General features: G+C 74.7%; 12 protein-coding genes and 1 pseudogene. 10 read left to right on the forward strand and 3 right to left on the reverse strand.

All coding sequences use genetic code 11. The features are described from left to right. Positions 1-9 precede the first annotated feature (9 nt). The 5 genes from F9B16_RS17720 (at position 10) to F9B16_RS17740 (ending at position 6,077) form a co-directional block, all read left to right on the forward strand. The gene (locus tag F9B16_RS17720; RefSeq protein WP_151541190.1) at positions 10-810 is read left to right on the forward strand and encodes an IclR family transcriptional regulator; all 801 of its coding nucleotides are present in this window, start codon (positions 10-12) and stop codon (positions 808-810) included. A gap of 64 nt (positions 811-874) precedes the next feature. Then, positions 875-2,035 carry a 4-hydroxybenzoate 3-monooxygenase gene (locus F9B16_RS17725; protein WP_151541191.1) on the forward strand — a complete coding sequence of 387 codons (1,161 nt, stop codon included), beginning with the start codon at positions 875-877 and terminating at the stop codon, positions 2,033-2,035. Between the two features lie 185 nt (positions 2,036-2,220). Next, complete coding sequence (locus F9B16_RS17730) at positions 2,221-2,814, forward strand: acyl-CoA-like ligand-binding transcription factor (protein ID WP_151541192.1); 594 nt, start codon at positions 2,221-2,223, stop codon at positions 2,812-2,814. Positions 2,815-2,975: 161 nt separating this feature from the next. After that, a complete protein-coding gene (locus F9B16_RS17735) occupies positions 2,976-5,201 on the forward strand; it encodes an MMPL family transporter (protein WP_151541193.1) in 2,226 nt (741 codons plus the stop codon). 102 nt (positions 5,202-5,303) lie between these two features. Next, positions 5,304-6,077 (forward strand): phosphatase PAP2 family protein, encoded by a 774-nt coding sequence (locus F9B16_RS17740; RefSeq protein WP_151541194.1) that lies wholly within the window; start codon positions 5,304-5,306, stop codon positions 6,075-6,077. Between the two features lie 16 nt (positions 6,078-6,093). On the opposite strand, the gene cphA is transcribed toward F9B16_RS17740, so the two are convergent. After that, positions 6,094-8,751: a cyanophycin synthetase gene (cphA, locus tag F9B16_RS17745; protein ID WP_151541195.1), complete on the reverse strand. Its 2,658-nt coding sequence runs from the start codon at positions 8,749-8,751 to the stop codon at positions 6,094-6,096. Between the two features lie 2 nt (positions 8,752-8,753). Further along, positions 8,754-9,587: a cyanophycinase gene (locus tag F9B16_RS17750; RefSeq protein WP_151541196.1), complete on the reverse strand. Its 834-nt coding sequence runs from the start codon at positions 9,585-9,587 to the stop codon at positions 8,754-8,756. A gap of 52 nt (positions 9,588-9,639) precedes the next feature. On the opposite strand from F9B16_RS17750, the gene F9B16_RS17755 reads away from it, so the two are divergent. From F9B16_RS17755 to F9B16_RS17765, 3 genes are all read left to right on the forward strand, one after another. Next, complete coding sequence (locus F9B16_RS17755; RefSeq protein ID WP_151541197.1) at positions 9,640-10,812, forward strand: M20/M25/M40 family metallo-hydrolase; 1,173 nt, start codon at positions 9,640-9,642, stop codon at positions 10,810-10,812. Positions 10,813-10,877: 65 nt separating this feature from the next. Then, positions 10,878-11,558 carry a QsdR family transcriptional regulator gene (locus F9B16_RS17760; protein ID WP_192808841.1) on the forward strand — a complete coding sequence of 227 codons (681 nt, stop codon included), beginning with the start codon at positions 10,878-10,880 and terminating at the stop codon, positions 11,556-11,558. A gap of 100 nt (positions 11,559-11,658) precedes the next feature. Next, positions 11,659-13,017, forward strand: a complete 1,359-nt coding sequence (locus F9B16_RS17765) for an ABC1 kinase family protein (protein ID WP_192808842.1) — start codon at positions 11,659-11,661, stop codon at positions 13,015-13,017. Positions 13,018-13,028: 11 nt separating this feature from the next. Here the strand turns inward: F9B16_RS17765 and F9B16_RS17770 are convergent, their stop codons facing one another. Next, positions 13,029-13,874, reverse strand: a complete 846-nt coding sequence (locus F9B16_RS17770) for a siderophore-interacting protein (RefSeq protein WP_151541198.1) — start codon at positions 13,872-13,874, stop codon at positions 13,029-13,031. A gap of 191 nt (positions 13,875-14,065) precedes the next feature. On the opposite strand from F9B16_RS17770, the gene F9B16_RS17775 reads away from it, so the two are divergent. Together F9B16_RS17775 and F9B16_RS17780 are read left to right on the forward strand one after the other, a co-directional pair. Then, the gene (locus tag F9B16_RS17775) at positions 14,066-14,527 is read left to right on the forward strand and encodes a nuclear transport factor 2 family protein (protein WP_151541199.1); all 462 of its coding nucleotides are present in this window, start codon (positions 14,066-14,068) and stop codon (positions 14,525-14,527) included. A gap of 77 nt (positions 14,528-14,604) precedes the next feature. After that, positions 14,605-15,483, forward strand: a pseudogene (locus F9B16_RS17780) (FUSC family protein); the annotation flags it as partial.

Below are 15,483 nucleotides of genomic sequence, written 5' to 3' on the forward strand. Positions count from 1 at the left end.
GGGAGGGCCATGGCTGAGCGCGCGCGCCCGGTGAGCGTGGCGGGCAAGGTGATGGCCATCCTGAACGCCTTCGCCCAGGACGACGTGCGCCTGAACCTGAGCGAGATCTGCCGCCGCGCCGGGCTGCCGCTCGCCACCGGGCACCGGCTGGTCGGGGAGCTGGCCGCCGGCGGGTTCCTGGAGCGGGTGCCGGACGGGACGTACCGCATCGGCACCCGGCTGTGGCGGATCGGCAGCCAGGCCCCCGCCGTCACCGGGCTGCGGGAGCTGGCGCTGCCGCACATGGAGGACCTGTACGAGGCGACGCACGACAACGTGCAGCTCGCCGTGCTGCGCGACGACCGCGTCCTGGTCGTGGAGCGGCTGCGCGGGACGCGTTCGGTGCCGGTCGTGACGCAGGTCGGCGCGACGCTGCCGCTGCACACCACCGGGGTCGGGAAGGTGCTGCTGGCGTTCGCGCCGCCGGAGTACCGGGAGCGGGTCCTCGCCGCCGGGCTGGAGCGGCACGCCGCCCGGACGATCACCGACGCGGACGAGATGCGGCGCTGCCTGGAGCAGGTGCGCCGCTCGGGGTACGCGCTGACCCGCGACGAGATGACGCTGGGCGCCTCGTCGGTCGGCGCGCCCGTCCGGGACGGGACGGGCGAGGTGGTGGCGGCGCTGTCGCTGGTCGCCCGCACCCGCAGCGCGGACCTGCGGCGGCTGCTGCCGCCGCTGACGACGGCGGCGCGGGCGCTGTCGCGGGACGTGGCCCAGCACTGGCGCGGACACCCGGAGACGTTTTCCACCGAGCGGAAGGCCGGCGCCTGAACCAGCGGGTACGCGCGCCAGCATCGCAAGGGGGAACCCCCAGAACGGATGACGAGGAGGCTCGATGCGTACCCAGGTGGCGATCATCGGCGGCGGCCCGGCCGGGCTGCTGCTGTCGCATCTGCTGCATCTGCAGGGGATCGATTCGGTGGTCCTGGAGAGCCGCGACCGCGGCTACGTGGAGCGGCGGCAGCGGGCCGGGATGCTCGAGCAGGGCACCACGGACGTGCTCCGCGAGAGCGGCGCGGGGGAGCGGCTCGACCGCGAAGGGCTCGTCCATCACGGGCTGGAGCTGCGGTTCGGCGGCGCGGGCCACCGGATCCCGCTGACCGACCTCACGGGCCGGACCGTCACGGTCTACGCGCAGACCGAGATCGTCAAGGACCTGGTCGCCAAGCGGCTCGCGGACGGCGGCGACGTGCGGTTCGAGACCGAGGTGATCGGCCTCGACGCCTCGGCGCCGAGCGTGACGTTCCGCGACACCGCCGGCGAGGTGCACACCCTGGAGTGCGACTACATCGCGGGCTGCGACGGGTTCCACGGCGTCAGCCGCCCGGCGGTGCCGGGGCTGCGGACGTTCTCCCGCGAGTACCCGTTCGCCTGGCTCGGCATCCTCGCCGATGTCCCGCCGTCCACCGAGGAGCTGATCTACGCCAACCACGACCGCGGGTTCGCGCTGCACAGCCTGCGCTCCCCGCAGGTCAGCCGGCTCTACCTGCAGGTGCCGCCGGACGAGGACATCGCGGCGTGGCCGGACGCGCGGATCTGGGAGGAGCTCGCGGCCCGGTTCGCCACCGACGACGGCTGGAAGCTGCACGAGGGCCCGATCACCGACAAGTCGATCACGCCGATGCGCAGCTTCGTGGCCGAGCCGATGCGGCACGACCGGCTGTTCCTCGCCGGCGACGCGGCCCACATCGTCCCGCCGACGGGCGCCAAGGGCCTCAACCTGGCGGTGTCGGACGTGATCGTGCTGGCCAGGGCCCTGACGGAGCGGTACGCGTCGGGCTCGGACACTCTGCTCGACGCGTATTCTTCGACGTGCCTGCGGCGCGTGTGGCGGGCCGAGCACTTCTCCTACTGGATGACCACGCTGCTGCACGTGGATCCGGCCGCGGACGGCTTCGCGCTGCGGCTCCAGCGCTCCCACCTGGACTATGTGGCCTCCTCCGAGGCGGCTAAGACGATGCTGGCCGAGAACTACACGGGCCTGCCGATCGGCTAGCGGCGGGCGCCGGCATGCCGGGCGGCCGGGGTGGCGCGCGAAGCGGCGGGGCGGCCCGCGATGCGGTCGGCGCGTGAACGGTGCGCGGCGCGGATCTGTTCCCGCCCGGCGGTGAGATGCACATCACGCAAGCTGGCAGTGCCTGAAATTTTGCCGGACACGCAAGTTCGGTTTACCGTGAGGGCATGACCGAGACGAGCCTGCGCGAGCGCAAGAAGGTCGCGACGCGCCAGGCGCTCAGCCGCGCCGCCGCCCTCCTCGCCGTGGAGCGCGGCGTCGAGGGCGTCACGATCGAGGCGATCGCCGACGCGGCCGGGGTCTCCCCCCGCACGTTCCACAACTACTTCCCGGGCAAGGAAGAGGCGATCGTCGCGCCGCTCACCGACGGGGCGCAGGCCGTCATCGACGCCCTGCGCGACCGCCCGGCGGGCGAGCCGATCTGGGACGCGCTGCGCGAGGTCGTCCGGGAGGTGCTGCTGCCGACCGACACCCGCGACGAGACCATCGCGCTGCTGCGCGTGGTCAAGCGGAACCCGGCGCTGGTCGGCAAGCAGCTCTGCGGCCTCGGCGAGATGCAGCGGCAGATCGCCGAGGTCATCGCCGCGCGCACCGGCACCCACGCCGGCCGCGACCTGTACCCGCACCTGCTGGCGGGCGCCGCGGGCGTCGCCATGCGCACCGCCGTCGACCTGTGGGTGGACGGCCGGAGCGGCGCCGACCTGCCCGAACTGATCGACTCGGCGTTCGCCCAGCTGCGCGCCGGGCTGCCCGGCCCGTAACCGGGCCCTTCCGACCCCCGGCGCCGCGCCGCCGCCCAGCGGCGCCGGGTCCCCCCGCAGGGCGGCGAGCACCCCCCACCACCCCCCTGACCGAGTGACAGCCCGACGGCCGGCCGCCGTGGGGCCATGTCCGCACGCCCCGTTACCGATGGGACGCTCTCTTGGCCACCTTCCTCTACCGGCTCGGCCGGTTCTCGTTCCGGCGCCGCCGGCTCGTCACGCTGCTCTGGGTGGGGCTGCTCGTGCTCTTCGGCGTCGGCGCCGCGGTGCTCAAGGGGCCCACCTCCAACGACTTCTCGATGCCGGGCACCGAGTCCCAGCAGGCGATCGACCTGCTCAAGGACCGGATGCCGCAGGCGTCCGCGGACGGCGCCACCGCGCGGGTCGTGTTCGCCGCCCCCGATGGCAGGACCGTGACCGACCCCGCCGGCAAGGCGGGCGTCGAGAAGGTCGTCGCCAAGCTCAAGGCGGCGCCGCAGGTCGCCTCCGTCGTCGACCCCTACCAGGCGAAGGCCGTCTCGCAGGACGGCAAGATCGCCTACACGCAGGTCACCTACAAGGTGCCCGCGATCGACGTCACCGACGCGGCGCGCGACGCGCTGACCGCCGCCGCCCAGCCGGGCAAGGACGCCGGGCTCCGGGTGGAGATGGGCGGCGACGCGACCGAGGCGATGCCCGAGCAGAGCGCCACCGAGGTGATCGGCGTCGCCGTCGCGGCGGTCGTGCTGATCATCACGTTCGGTTCGCTGATCGCCGCCGGGCTGCCGCTGCTGAACGCCATCCTCGGCGTCGGCATCGCGATGGCCGGAATCACCGCCGCGACCGGGCTCATCGACATGAGCTCGATGACCTCGACGCTCGCGCTGATGCTCGGCCTCGCGGTCGCGATCGACTACGCGCTGTTCATCGTCTCCCGGTACCGGCACGAGCTGCGGGAGGGCCGCACCGGCGAGGAGGCCGCGGGACGCGCCGTCGGGACCGCCGGATCGGCGGTGGTGTTCGCCGGGCTGACCGTCGTCATCGCGCTGGCCGGCCTCGCCGTGGTGGACATCCCGATGCTCACCGAGATGGGATTCGCCGCCGCGTTCGCCGTGGTGATCGCGGTCCTCATCGCGCTCAGCCTGCTGCCCGCGCTGCTCGGCTTCGCCGGCCGCAAGGTCCTCGGCGGCGCGATCCCGTTCCTGCGCGGCGGCGTCTCGCGCCGCGGCCGCCCGCCGTTCGGCGAGCGGTGGGCCCGGTTCGTCGTCCGCCGGCCGCTGCCGGTCCTGCTGCTCGCCGTCGCCGGCCTCGGCGTGATCGCCGCCCCGGCGCTGGACCTGCGGCTCGGCATGCCCGGCGACGAGGCCGCCGCGCCCGCCACCACCCAGCGCCAGGCCTACGACCTGCTCGACAAGGGCTTCGGGCCCGGCTTCAACGGCCCGCTGATGGTCGTCGTCGACGGCGCGAACGCCCAGGCCGCCGGGCAGCGGTTCGCCGGGGAGATCCGGGCGCTGCCGGACGTGGTGACCGTGACGCCGCCGCAGGCGAGCCCGAAGGGCGACACCGCGGTGCTGACCGTCGTCCCGAAGAGCGGGCCGAGCTCGCAGCAGACCGAGGACCTCGTCTCGGCGATCCGCGACAAGGCCGACGGGCTGAAGGCGCAGACCGGCGCCGGCGCGATGGTCACCGGCCGGACGGCCATGATGATCGACGTGTCGGCCAAGCTCTCCAGCGCCCTCGCGCCCTACCTCGGGCTCGTCGTCGGGCTCGCGTTCATCCTGCTGATGCTGGTGTTCCGGTCGCTGCTCGTGCCGCTGAAGGCCACGCTCGGCTTCCTGCTCACCGTCGCGGCCACCTTCGGCGCCGTCGTCGCGGTGTTCCAGTGGGGCTGGCTGTCCGGGCTGTTCGGGGTCGACACCACGGGCCCGATCATGAGCATGATGCCGATCTTCATGATCGGCGTGGTGTTCGGGCTGGCGATGGACTACCAGGTCTTCCTCGTCACCCGGATGCGCGAGGAGCACGTGCACGGGGCGCCCCCGGGCGAGGCCGTCGTCACCGGCTTCCGGCACGGCGCCCGCGTCGTCACCGCCGCCGCGGTGATCATGATCGCGGTGTTCGCCGGGTTCCTGTCGTCGTCCGAGTCGATGATCAAGATGATGGGCTTCGCGCTGGCGGCCGGCGTCGCCTTCGACGCCTTCGTCGTCCGGATGACCATCGTCCCGGCGGTGATGGCGCTCGTCGGCCGGTCCGCCTGGTGGCTGCCGCGGTGGCTCGCCCGCATCCTGCCCAACGTGGACGTCGAAGGTGAGAGGCTTCGGCATCTGCTCCATGACGGGCACGGCGGCGCGGCCCCCGCGCCGCGCCCCGGCGAGGGCGAGCGCGAGCTCGACCCGGCCGTGACCTGATCCGGGGCCCGGGCCGTCCCTCCGCGCGGGGGACGGCCCGGGCCGTCCCAGCAGCCGCCGCCGCGGCCGAGCGCGGCGGACCCGCCCGTCGAAGGACCGCACATGAGCCTCCTCGAACAGCCGTCCCGGCCGGTCTCGTCGTTCGCGCGGCTGCGCAGACCGGGAGGCCAGGGCGGCGGACGGCCGGGCGGGCGGCCGCGGGCGGTCCGCGAGCTGCTGCTGATCGCGGTGCTGTTCACCGTCTACAAGCTCGGGCGGCTGCTGGCCAACGACCGGGTGAGCGAGGCGTTCGGCAACGCGCACCGGATCTGGGACATCGAGCGGGCCCTCGACCTGCCGAGCGAGCTGCACCTCCAGCACGGGCTGCTGCACAGCCAGTTCCTGATACACGTGGCCAACTGCTACTACGCCTACGTCCACTTCCCGGCGATGGCGCTGTTCCTGCTCTGGATCTACCTGCGCAGGCCCGCGCACTACCGGTGGATCCGCCGGGTGCTGGTCGCGCTGACCGCCGGGGCGCTCGCGCTGCACCTGCTCGTCCCGCTGGCGCCGCCCCGGATGCTCCCCGCCACCGGCCTGATCGACACCGCCGCCCGCTTCGGCCCCTCGGTGTACGGGTCGCCGCAGCACGACACGATGGCCAACCAGTACGCGGCGATGCCGTCCCTGCACATCGGCTGGGCCGCGATCATCGCGATCGGTCTCATCGTCACGTGCCGGACGCGCTGGCGCTGGCTGTGGCTGCTGCACCCGATCGCGACCGTCGCCGTCGTCGTCAGCACCGCCAACCACTACTGGATGGACGGGATCGTCGTGCTGGCGCTGCTGGCCGTCGCCGTCCTGCTGCTGCGGCCACCCGTCCCCGAGACGTCCTAGTCCCGGGACGTCCCGGTCAGGGCGCCGCGGGCTCGGCGCCGAGGGTCTCGAGCAGCTCGACGACCGGCTCCAGCTTCTCGTACAGCAGCAGCACCGGCTCGCCGGGCCCGGCCATGTCCAGGGCCGAGGTCAGCGCCCCCTTGAGGTCGCCCGCCGGGTGGTGCAGCACGTCCGGGCGGCCCTCCCGCAGCCCCTGGACGATCAGCCGCGTCATCTCGCCGGAGCGGCGGCCCCGCAGGTCCTCGTCCTCGTAGACGACGACGCGCCCGAACGCGCCCGCCACGGCCCGGGCCGTCTCGGCGACGAGCTCGTCGGACCGGTCGCCGGGCAGCGTCACAGCCGCGACGCCGCCCGCGCCCCAGCGCGCCCCGACGAACGCGCCGACCGCGGCGACCGCCGCCGGGTTGTGCGCGTAGTCCACCAGCACCGGGTTGTCGCCGACCTGGTACACGCAGCCGCGCCCCGGATTGCGGGTGTGCGGCTCGAACGTGCGCAGCGCCTCGGCGGTGACGTCCACCGGCACGCCCAGCGCGCGGGCGGCCGCCAGCGCGGCCAGCGCGTTCGCGACGACGTGCCCGGCGCGGCCGCCGAACGCGCCCGCGACCTCCTCCACCGGCAGCACCCGCGTGCGGCGCCCGCCGTGCGCCTCCGTCAGCCAGCCGTCCTCGACGCAGTACCCGGTGCCGCCGCCCTCCAGATGCCGGACCAGCACCGGCGCGTCCGCCGACATCGCGAAGTAGCACAGCTCCGGTTCGCGGCGCCGCACCGCGGGGCGCCCGGCCAGCCCCGCCGACGGCCCGTCCTCCGCGTTCAGCACCAGGCGGCCGCCGCGGCGGATCTCCTCGGCGACGAGGGCCTTGATGTCGGTCAGGTCGTCCAGCGACTCGGTGTCGTCCATGCCGAGGTGGTCGCGGGTGATGTTGGTGACGACCGCGACGTCGGCGCGGTCGTAGCCGAGGCCGCGCCGGACGATCCCGCCGCGCGCCGTCTCCAGCACCGCCGCCTCCACCGACCGGTCGCCCAGCACCATCTCCGCCGACCGCGGCCCGGACGCGTCCGACCGGTGCACGAGCCGGCCGCCCACGTACACGCCCTCGGTGCTCGTCATGCCGGTGCGGACGCCGTCCAGCTCCAGCATGTGCGCGATCATCCGGACCGTGGTGGTCTTGCCGTTGGTGCCGGTCACCGACACCACCGGGACCCGCGACGGCGTCCCCGGCGGGTACATCAGGTCGACGATGTCGCCCGCCACGTCGCGGGGCTCGCCCTCGTACGGGGCCAGGTGCATGCGCAGCCCCGGGGCGGCGTTCACCTCCAGGATCCCGGCGGCGCCGCGCTCGGCGGGCAGCGGGGAGCCGATGTCGGGCAGCCGCAGGTCGATGCCGCACACGTCCATCCCGACGGTCGCGGCGGCCCGCACGCACATCGCGGCGACCTCGGGATGCACGTCGCCGGTGACGTCCCGGCTCGTCCCGCCGGTGGACAGGTTCGCGTTGCGGCGCAGCCGGACCGTCTCGCCGTCCGCGGGCACCGAGTCCGGGCCGTGGCCCTGCCGGGCCAGCAGCGCCAGCTCGGTCGCGCCGAGCGCGAGCCGGGTCAGCGGGCGGTCGTGGCCCTCGCCGCGCGCCGGGTCGGCGTTGACCCGCTCCACCAGCTCCGCGACCGTGGACGTCCCGTCCCCGGTGATCCGCGCGGCGGTCAGCTCGGCCGCCGCCGCGACCCGCCCGCCGACCACCAGCACCCGGTAGTCGCGGCCCGGGATGTAGGACTCGACGAGCACCCCGCACGCGTCGGCGCGGCCCTCCTCGCCCGCCGCCGACGTGAACGCCGCCACCACCTCCGGCGGCTCCGACAGCTCGATGTGCACGCCCTCGCCCTGGTGCCCCGACAGCGGCTTGACCACCACCGGCGCGCCGATCTCCCGCAGCGCCCGGAGCGCCTCCGCCGGCGACTGCGCCACCCGGCCCTCCGGGACCGGGACGCCCGCGTCCGCCAGCACCTTGTGCGCCAGCCGCTTGTCCGCGGCGATCTCCATCCCGATCGCGGACGTGCCGTCGGTCATCGCCGCCCACACCATCCGGTGGTGCCGCCCGTACCCGAGCCGCAGCAGGTTCAGATCGCCGACGCGGCGGACCGGCACGTCCCGCTCCCGGGCGGCGCGCGCCAGCGCGGCGGTGCTCACCCCGAGCCGGCTCTCCTCGTACGCCGCCGCGATCGGGGCGAGGCCCGGCGCGGGATCCGGCACCGTCCCGGACAGCGCCGCGGTCACCGTCCGCACCGCCAGCTCGATCAGCCGCTCCACCACGTCCCCGCCGGACGGCTCGTCCCGCGGGCATTCGAGGATCAGCTCGTAGTCGCCGGGGCCGCCCGCGCGCACCGTCCGGCCGAAATAGACCTCCCGGCCGATCAGCCCGGACAGCTCCAGCGTCACGTGCTCGGTGACATGGCCGAAATAGGTGCCGCGGGCCATCGCCTCGAGCAGCCCGCCCGGCCGGCCCGCCGAGCAGTGGTGGGAGCGCAGCCCCGGCAGCGCCGCCACCAGCCGCTCGGCGAAACCGGGATGGTCGGTCGTCTCGTGCCCGGTCAGGCCCTGCAGGTCCAGCCACGCGACGGCGACGGGACGGTTCAGATAGACGTTCGGGCCGCCGAGGCGGCGCACATGGTCCAACCGCACGGCTACTCCTCCCCGGGCCCGCGCATCGTGCCGATCGCCGGCAGCCGATCGTGCATCTGGAAGCAGCAGCCGGCGGGCAGCAGGTGCAGGGACACGTCGAACATCGCCATCGGCTCGTCGTCGGACGCGGCGTAGGCGACCGTCGACTGGCCCGCGTCGACGACCGTCACCACCCCGGTCCCGACCACCTGGAACTGCCCGTCGCCCACCACGATCGCGGTGTCCTCGTCGATCCCGACGCCGAGCAGCCGGGTGTCCAGCGCGATGCCGCTGAGCAGCCTCGGCAGCCGCCCCCGCTCGTTGAAATGCATGTCGATCAGCACGTTGTCCAGCAATGCCAGCCCCGGTCCCACCTTCACGCTGGACGCCGCGACCTCGTGGCCGTGGCCGCCGAGGATCATCCAGTGGCCCATCGCGGTCGCGCCGGCGCTCGTCCCGGCGATCACCAGGCCCTCCTGCTTCAGCCGGCGTTTGAGCAGCTCGTTGGTCCGCGACCCGACCAGGGTCCGGATCCGCGACTGGTCGCCGCCGCTGAACAGCACCCCGGTCGCCGCGTCCAGCGCGCGCAGCGTCGCGGCGTCGTCGGCGGCGGCGCGGCCGAGCAGCCGCAGCTCCCGCACCGACGGCACCCCGAGCCGCCCGAACACCGCGGTGTACTCCTCGGCGACCTCCTCGGGGACCTCCGTCGCGGTCGTCACGACGACGATCCGCGCGTCCTCCGCGCCGGCCAGCTCGACGAACGTCTCCAGGGGCCCGGAGCCGCAGGTCCGGTTCTCCGCCCCGCCAATGATCAGCAGCCGGCCCTTGCGTCCGGCGTCCCCGCTTCTCTCTTTCACACCTACCGACTACCCTTGATCACTCCGGGTAGTCTCTCGTTCGCGAGGTGTCATGGGAACGGCCGCGATCGACGGGAACGCGTTGCTGGCGGCGGCCGGGACGGGCCGCGACCGCTACCTGGCGCGGCTGGCCGCGCTGGTCGCCGCGGACAGCGGCACCGCCGACGTCCCGGGCGTCAACCGGGTCGCCCGCCTCGTCGCCGGGCACGCCCGCGAGTCCGGGCTCGACCCCGAGGAGCACCCGCTGCCGGACGGCCGGATCGCCGTCGTCGCCCGCCGCCGCGGCACCGGCCGCGCCAGGATCGTCCTGGCCGGCCACCTCGACACCGTGTTCCCCGCCGGGACGGCCGCCGAGCGGCCCTTCCGGGTGGACGAGGCGCTCGGCCGCGCGCACGGCCCCGGCGTCTGCGACGACAAGGGCGGCCTCCTCGCCGGGATCGCCGCGGTCGAGACGCTGATCGCGCTCGGCGCCGAACGGTACGGGGAGATCGTCCTGGTCTGCTCGCCCGACGAGGAGACCGGCTCCCCGCTCGGCCGGGCCGTCCTCGAACGGGAGGCGCGCGGCGCCGCCGCGGCACTGTGCCTGGAGGGCGCCCGCGAGAACGGCGACCTGGTGTCCGCGCGCAGCGGCGTCACCGACCTGGAGATCGCGCTGCGGGGGCGGGCCGCGCACGCCGGCATCGAGCCGGAGCGCGGGGCGAACGCGGCGCTCGCCGCCGCGCGGCTGACCGTCGCGTGCCAGGCCCTGAACGGCACCCGTCCCGGCGTCACCGTCAACGTCGGCGTGCTGGCCGCCGGGTCCGCGCCGAACGTGGTGGCCGCCTCCGGGCGGCTGGTGGTGGACGTGCGGGGCGACAGGGCCGGGGCGTTCGACGCGGTGATCGCCGACATCCGCCGCCTCGCCCTCGACCACGGCGTGGAGGGCGTCACCGCCGAGGTCACCGAACACGCCCCGATGCCGCCGTGGGAGCGTGGCGAGGCCACCGCCCGCCTCGCCGCCGAGGCCGTCCTCGCGGGGCGGACGGTCGGCGTCCCGGTCCGGGACGCGGCCACCGGCGGCGGCGCCGACGCCAACCTGATCGCCGCGCTCGGCGTGCCCGTCCTGGACGGCCTCGGGCCCGTCGGCGGCTGCGACCACGCGCCGGGGGAGTGGCTCGACCTCGCGTCCGTCGTCCCGCGCACGGCGCTGCTCGCCGCGCTGATCGACCGCGTCGCGGGCGGCTGACCGGCGTCCCGATCCGGCTCCGCTCGCCCGCCGGCGCACCCCTCCCGCTGTGTCATGCTGGGCGGATGAGCGGCAGCTCTGTTCCCCCGAGCGGGCCTCCCGGCCCGTCCCCCGCCCCGGCGCCCGCGCGCCGCCCGGCCGGGCCCGAGGCCGCGCTCGCCGCGGCGTCCGCGCACTACCTGCGGGGCGAGCCGATCGACATGTCCGCGCTGGCCGCCGAGCTGGGCGTCGGCCGCGCCACCCTCTACCGGTGGGTCGGCAGCCGCGAGCAGCTGCTCGGCACCGTCCTGGCGGAGATGACCGAGCGCACCTACCGGGTCGCCGCGCGCGGCGTGCGCGGCACCGGCCCGGAGCGGATCCTCACGGTGCTGGACCGGTTCATGCGGGCGGTGGTGGACGCCGCTCCGCTCAAGGCGTTCACCGAGCGCGAGCCCCGGCTGTTCATCCGGCTCGCGACGATGCCGGGCACCATCGAGGACCGCGCGACCGAGCTGCTGACCCTCGAACTGCAGCGGGAGATCGATCGCGGCGCGCTGGCGGTGCCGCTGCCGACACGGACGCTCGCGCAGGCCGTGGTCCGCATCGCCGACTCGTTCATGTACGCGCACTACCTGGGCGGGAACCGGCCGGAGATCGAGCAGGCCCTCGAGGTGGTGGAGCTGCTGCTGCGGCCCTGCCGGCACGACGCGCCCGCCGGCGCGGGTCGCCGGCCGCGGGACGGCGAGGGAATCTCCGAGCCCGTGTGAGCGCTGAAGTTTTTAGCGGGAATGACTATTTCGTGGCATTCGTCCGCCGTGAGAGGCTGGAGATCATTGGACGCACTGTCGAACGAGGGACGGCCGGGCCGTGACTGACATCCCCCGCCGCGCGGTGACGCGCACCGCGAAACTGGCGACGCTCCCGCTCGGCTTCGCCGGGCGCACCGCTCTCGGTTTCGGCAAGCGGACCATCGGCCGGCCCGCCGAGGCCGTCGCGCTGGAGGTCCAGCGCCGCACCGCCGAGCAGCTGTTCTCCGTGCTCGGCGAGCTCAAGGGCGGCGCGATGAAGGTCGGGCAGCTCCTGTCGATCTTCGAGGCGGGGCTGCCCGAGGAGGTCGCCGCGCCGTTCCGCGCGAGCCTCACCCGGCTCCAGGAGGCCGCGCCGCCGATGCCCGCCGCCACCACGCACAAGGTCCTCGCCGAAGGGCTCGGCGCGGACTGGCGCGACCGGTTCGCCGAGTTCGACGACCGGCCCGCCGCCGCCGCGTCCATCGGCCAGGTGCACAAGGCCGTCTGGCACGACGGGCGGACCGTCGCGGTCAAGGTCCAGTACCCGGGCGCCGCCGACGCGCTGATGAGCGACTTCAACCAGATCTCCCGGCTGAGCCGCGTGATCACGCCGCTGTTCCCCGGCGTCGAGGTCAAGCCGGTCGTCGCCGACCTGAAGCGGCGGCTGCAGAAGGAGCTCGACTACGTCGACGAGGCCCGCGCCCAGACCGCCTTCCACGACGCCTACGCCGGCGACCCCGACTTCGTCGTCCCGGCGGTCGTCGCGCAGTCCGGGAACGTGCTGGTCACCGAGTGGCTGGACGGCACCCCGCTGGCCAAGGTCATCGCCGACGGGAGCCGGGAGGAGCGCGACCGGGCGGGCCTGCTGCTGTTCCGCTTCCTGCTGTCCGGACCGTCCCGCTGCGAGATGATCCACATCGACCCGCACCCCGGCAACTTCCGGCTGCTGGACGACGGGCGCCTCGGCGTCATGGACTTCGGCGGCGCCGCCCACGTCCCGGACGAGCTGCAGTGGTCGATCGGCCGGCTGCTGCGCATCGGCACGCTCGGCGACCCCGACGCGATCGTCGACGCGCTGTGGGAGGAGGGCTTCCTCGCGCCCGACGCGGAGGTGGACCCCGACGAGGTCGCCGCGCTCGTCACCCCGCACGCCGCGCCGTTCGCCGTCGACCGGTTCCGCTACACCCGCGAATGGATGCGCGAGCAGACGTCCCGCGGCCTCGGCCTCGCGTCCGACATGCGGCCGGGCGCGCTCGCCCGCCAGTTCCGGCTGCCGCCGCAGTACCTGGCGGTGAGCCGTGCCCTGGCGGGCGGCGGCGGCGTGCTCTGCCAGCTGGAGGCGGAGGGCGACTACCGCGCGGAGGCCGAGCGCTGGCTCCCCGGCTTCGCCGACGACGACGGCCCCGACCTCGACGACCAGACCCAAGCCACCGCCTGACCCGCCCGCCGTCAGGAGAGGGCGCGGGCCTCTTCCTCCTCGACCTCGCGGTTCCAGTCGCGCTTGCTCGACTGCCAGCCGTCCTCGTCGCGGCCGCGGCGCCAGTAGCCGGAGATCGACAGCCGCTCCATCGGCAGGCCGCGGTCGACGCGCAGGTGGCGGCGGAGCGCCTTGACGAAGTTGGCCTCGCCGTGCACGAACGCGTGCACGTCCCCCTCGGGGAAGTCGAGCTTCTGGACGGCCTCGACGAGCAGGTCGCCGACCTGGCCGCCGTTGCGGTGCAGCCAGACGAGCTCGGTGCCGGCGGGGGCGCGCAGGTCCTGCTCCTCCTCGGGCCCCGCGACCTCGATGAACACGCGGGCGGGGGCGCCGGCGGGGATCCGCTCGAGGGACGCGGCGATCGCGGGGAGCGCGCTCTCGTCGCCGACGAGGAGGTGCCAGCCGGCGTCGGCGCTGGGCGCGTACGCGCCGCCGGGCCCGTTGAAGAAGATCTCCTCGCCCGGCCGGACGCTCGCCGCCCACGGCCCGGCGATGCCCTTGTCGCCGTGGTGGACGAAGTCGATCGTCAGCTCGACCGCGTCGGGGTCCCAGGCGCGGACGGTGTAGGTCCGCACGCTCGGCCACTGGTCGCGCGGCATCTCGGCGCGGACCTTCTCCATGTCGAACGGCTCGGGGTACTCCACGCCCGGCTGCGGGAACAGCAGCTTCACGTAGTGGTCGGTGAACGCGCCGGCGCCGAAGCCGGCGAGGCCCTCGCCGCCGAGCACCACGCGGATCATGTGCGGGGTGAGGCGCTCGGTGCGCAGCACCGTCCCCCGGTTGAGCCTGCGCCCCTTGCGTACCGGTTCCGTGGCCATGCGGACCTCCGCCGAAATGGATCAGTTGTAATTAGGTAACCCTAACCTCTGACGCGTCAGGATTGTTCCTCCGGACCCCGCGCGTTTCGCCACCTGTGCCTGCGGGACGCGTCCGGTGGGCTAACGGCGGGACGCCCGCCGGGGTACGGTCTGCGGGGCGGCTCCCTCTGCGCACGGGATGGGTGAGGCGGTTGGCGGTCAGCAGGCAGACGATGACGGACGAGCAGCGCAAGTCGGTCGCGCTGGAGTACCTCAAGGGGTTCGACAACGGCGGGGTGACGTCCGACGGCGCGCCGCTGCTGGACCTGTTCGCCGACGACGCGCAGGTCTACTTCCCGAAGTGGGGCCTCGCGACCGGCAAGGAGGCGATCGGGCGGCTGTTCGGCGACGTCGGTGCGACGATCAAGGCGATCGAGCACCACTACGCCACGTTCAACTGGGTGTTCTCGGGCGGGGACACGCTGGTGGTCGAGGGCACGAGCCACGGCGAGCACCGGGACGGGCCGTGGCGGGCGGGCGTGCCCGAGTGGGGCGCGGGCCGCTGGTGCGACGTGTTCGAGATCCGCGACTGGAAGATCCAGCGGGTGTTCATCTACCTGGATCCGGACTACGCGGGCGGCGACACGGCCCGTTATCCCTGGCTGAAGGACTAGCGGGGCGCGGCGGGACGTGGCGGGAAGCACACCCCGCCCATATATTTCACAAGTAAATTACTTGTTAAGCTTTAGGGGTGAGCGAGCAGAGCATCGGCGCCCCGGCCGTCCGGATCCGGCCGCTTCCGCTGCGCGGCGTCCTGAGGATCGGGAAGGCCGCCGACATCTGGCACAAGGCCGCGCTGAGCGCGCCCGTCGCGTTCGGCGTGCCGGCGCTGGTCCTGCTGGCGCTCGGCCGGCTCGACCTCGCGCTCTACACCTCCGCCGGGTCGCTGTGCGCGATCTACTCGCACGGCGAGCCGTACGCCTCCCGCGCCCGCTTCATGGCGGTGGTGGTGCTCGGCATGCTCGCCAGCGTCGGGATCGCGCTGGTCACGGCGGCCTCGACCGATTCGGCGGCGATCCGCGTCGCGGTCGCCGCGCTGCTCGCGGCCGCGCACAAGACGCTCTGCGACGCGGCGCGCACCGGGCCGCCCGGCGGCCTCATCCTCACCTTCGTCACGGCGAGCTGCCTGTTCGTCCCGGGCGAGCGGCTCGCGGACGTCCCGTTCCACCTGGCCCTCGGCCTCGCGGGCGGCGCGGTCGCCTGGCTCGTCGCCATGGCGCCCGGGCTCGTCCGGCCTGACGGCCCAGAGCGGACGGCGGTGGCCCGGGCCCTGGAAGCGGCGTCAAGGCTCGCCGCCGCGGACCCGGACGGCGCGGCCCGCGCCCGCCACGACGCGGCCGCCGCGATCAACGCCGCCTGGCACACGCTGCTGCGCGCCGGCGCCCGCACCCCGGCCAGGGCCGCGAACCGGCGGCGACTCGAACGCCTCCTCGTCCACGCCGGGACCGTCGTCGCCGGGACCCCGGACGACCCGGACCGGCTCGCCAGCTGGGCCGTCGACCTGCGGCGCAACCGGCCCGTCCCGCGCCCGCCCGCCCGTCCAGGCGAGGACGGCGAGCTCGCGGGCATC

The sequence above is a fragment of the Actinomadura montaniterrae genome, assembly GCF_008923365.1.
In the GTDB taxonomy this organism is placed as follows: domain Bacteria; phylum Actinomycetota; class Actinomycetes; order Streptosporangiales; family Streptosporangiaceae; genus Spirillospora; species Spirillospora montaniterrae.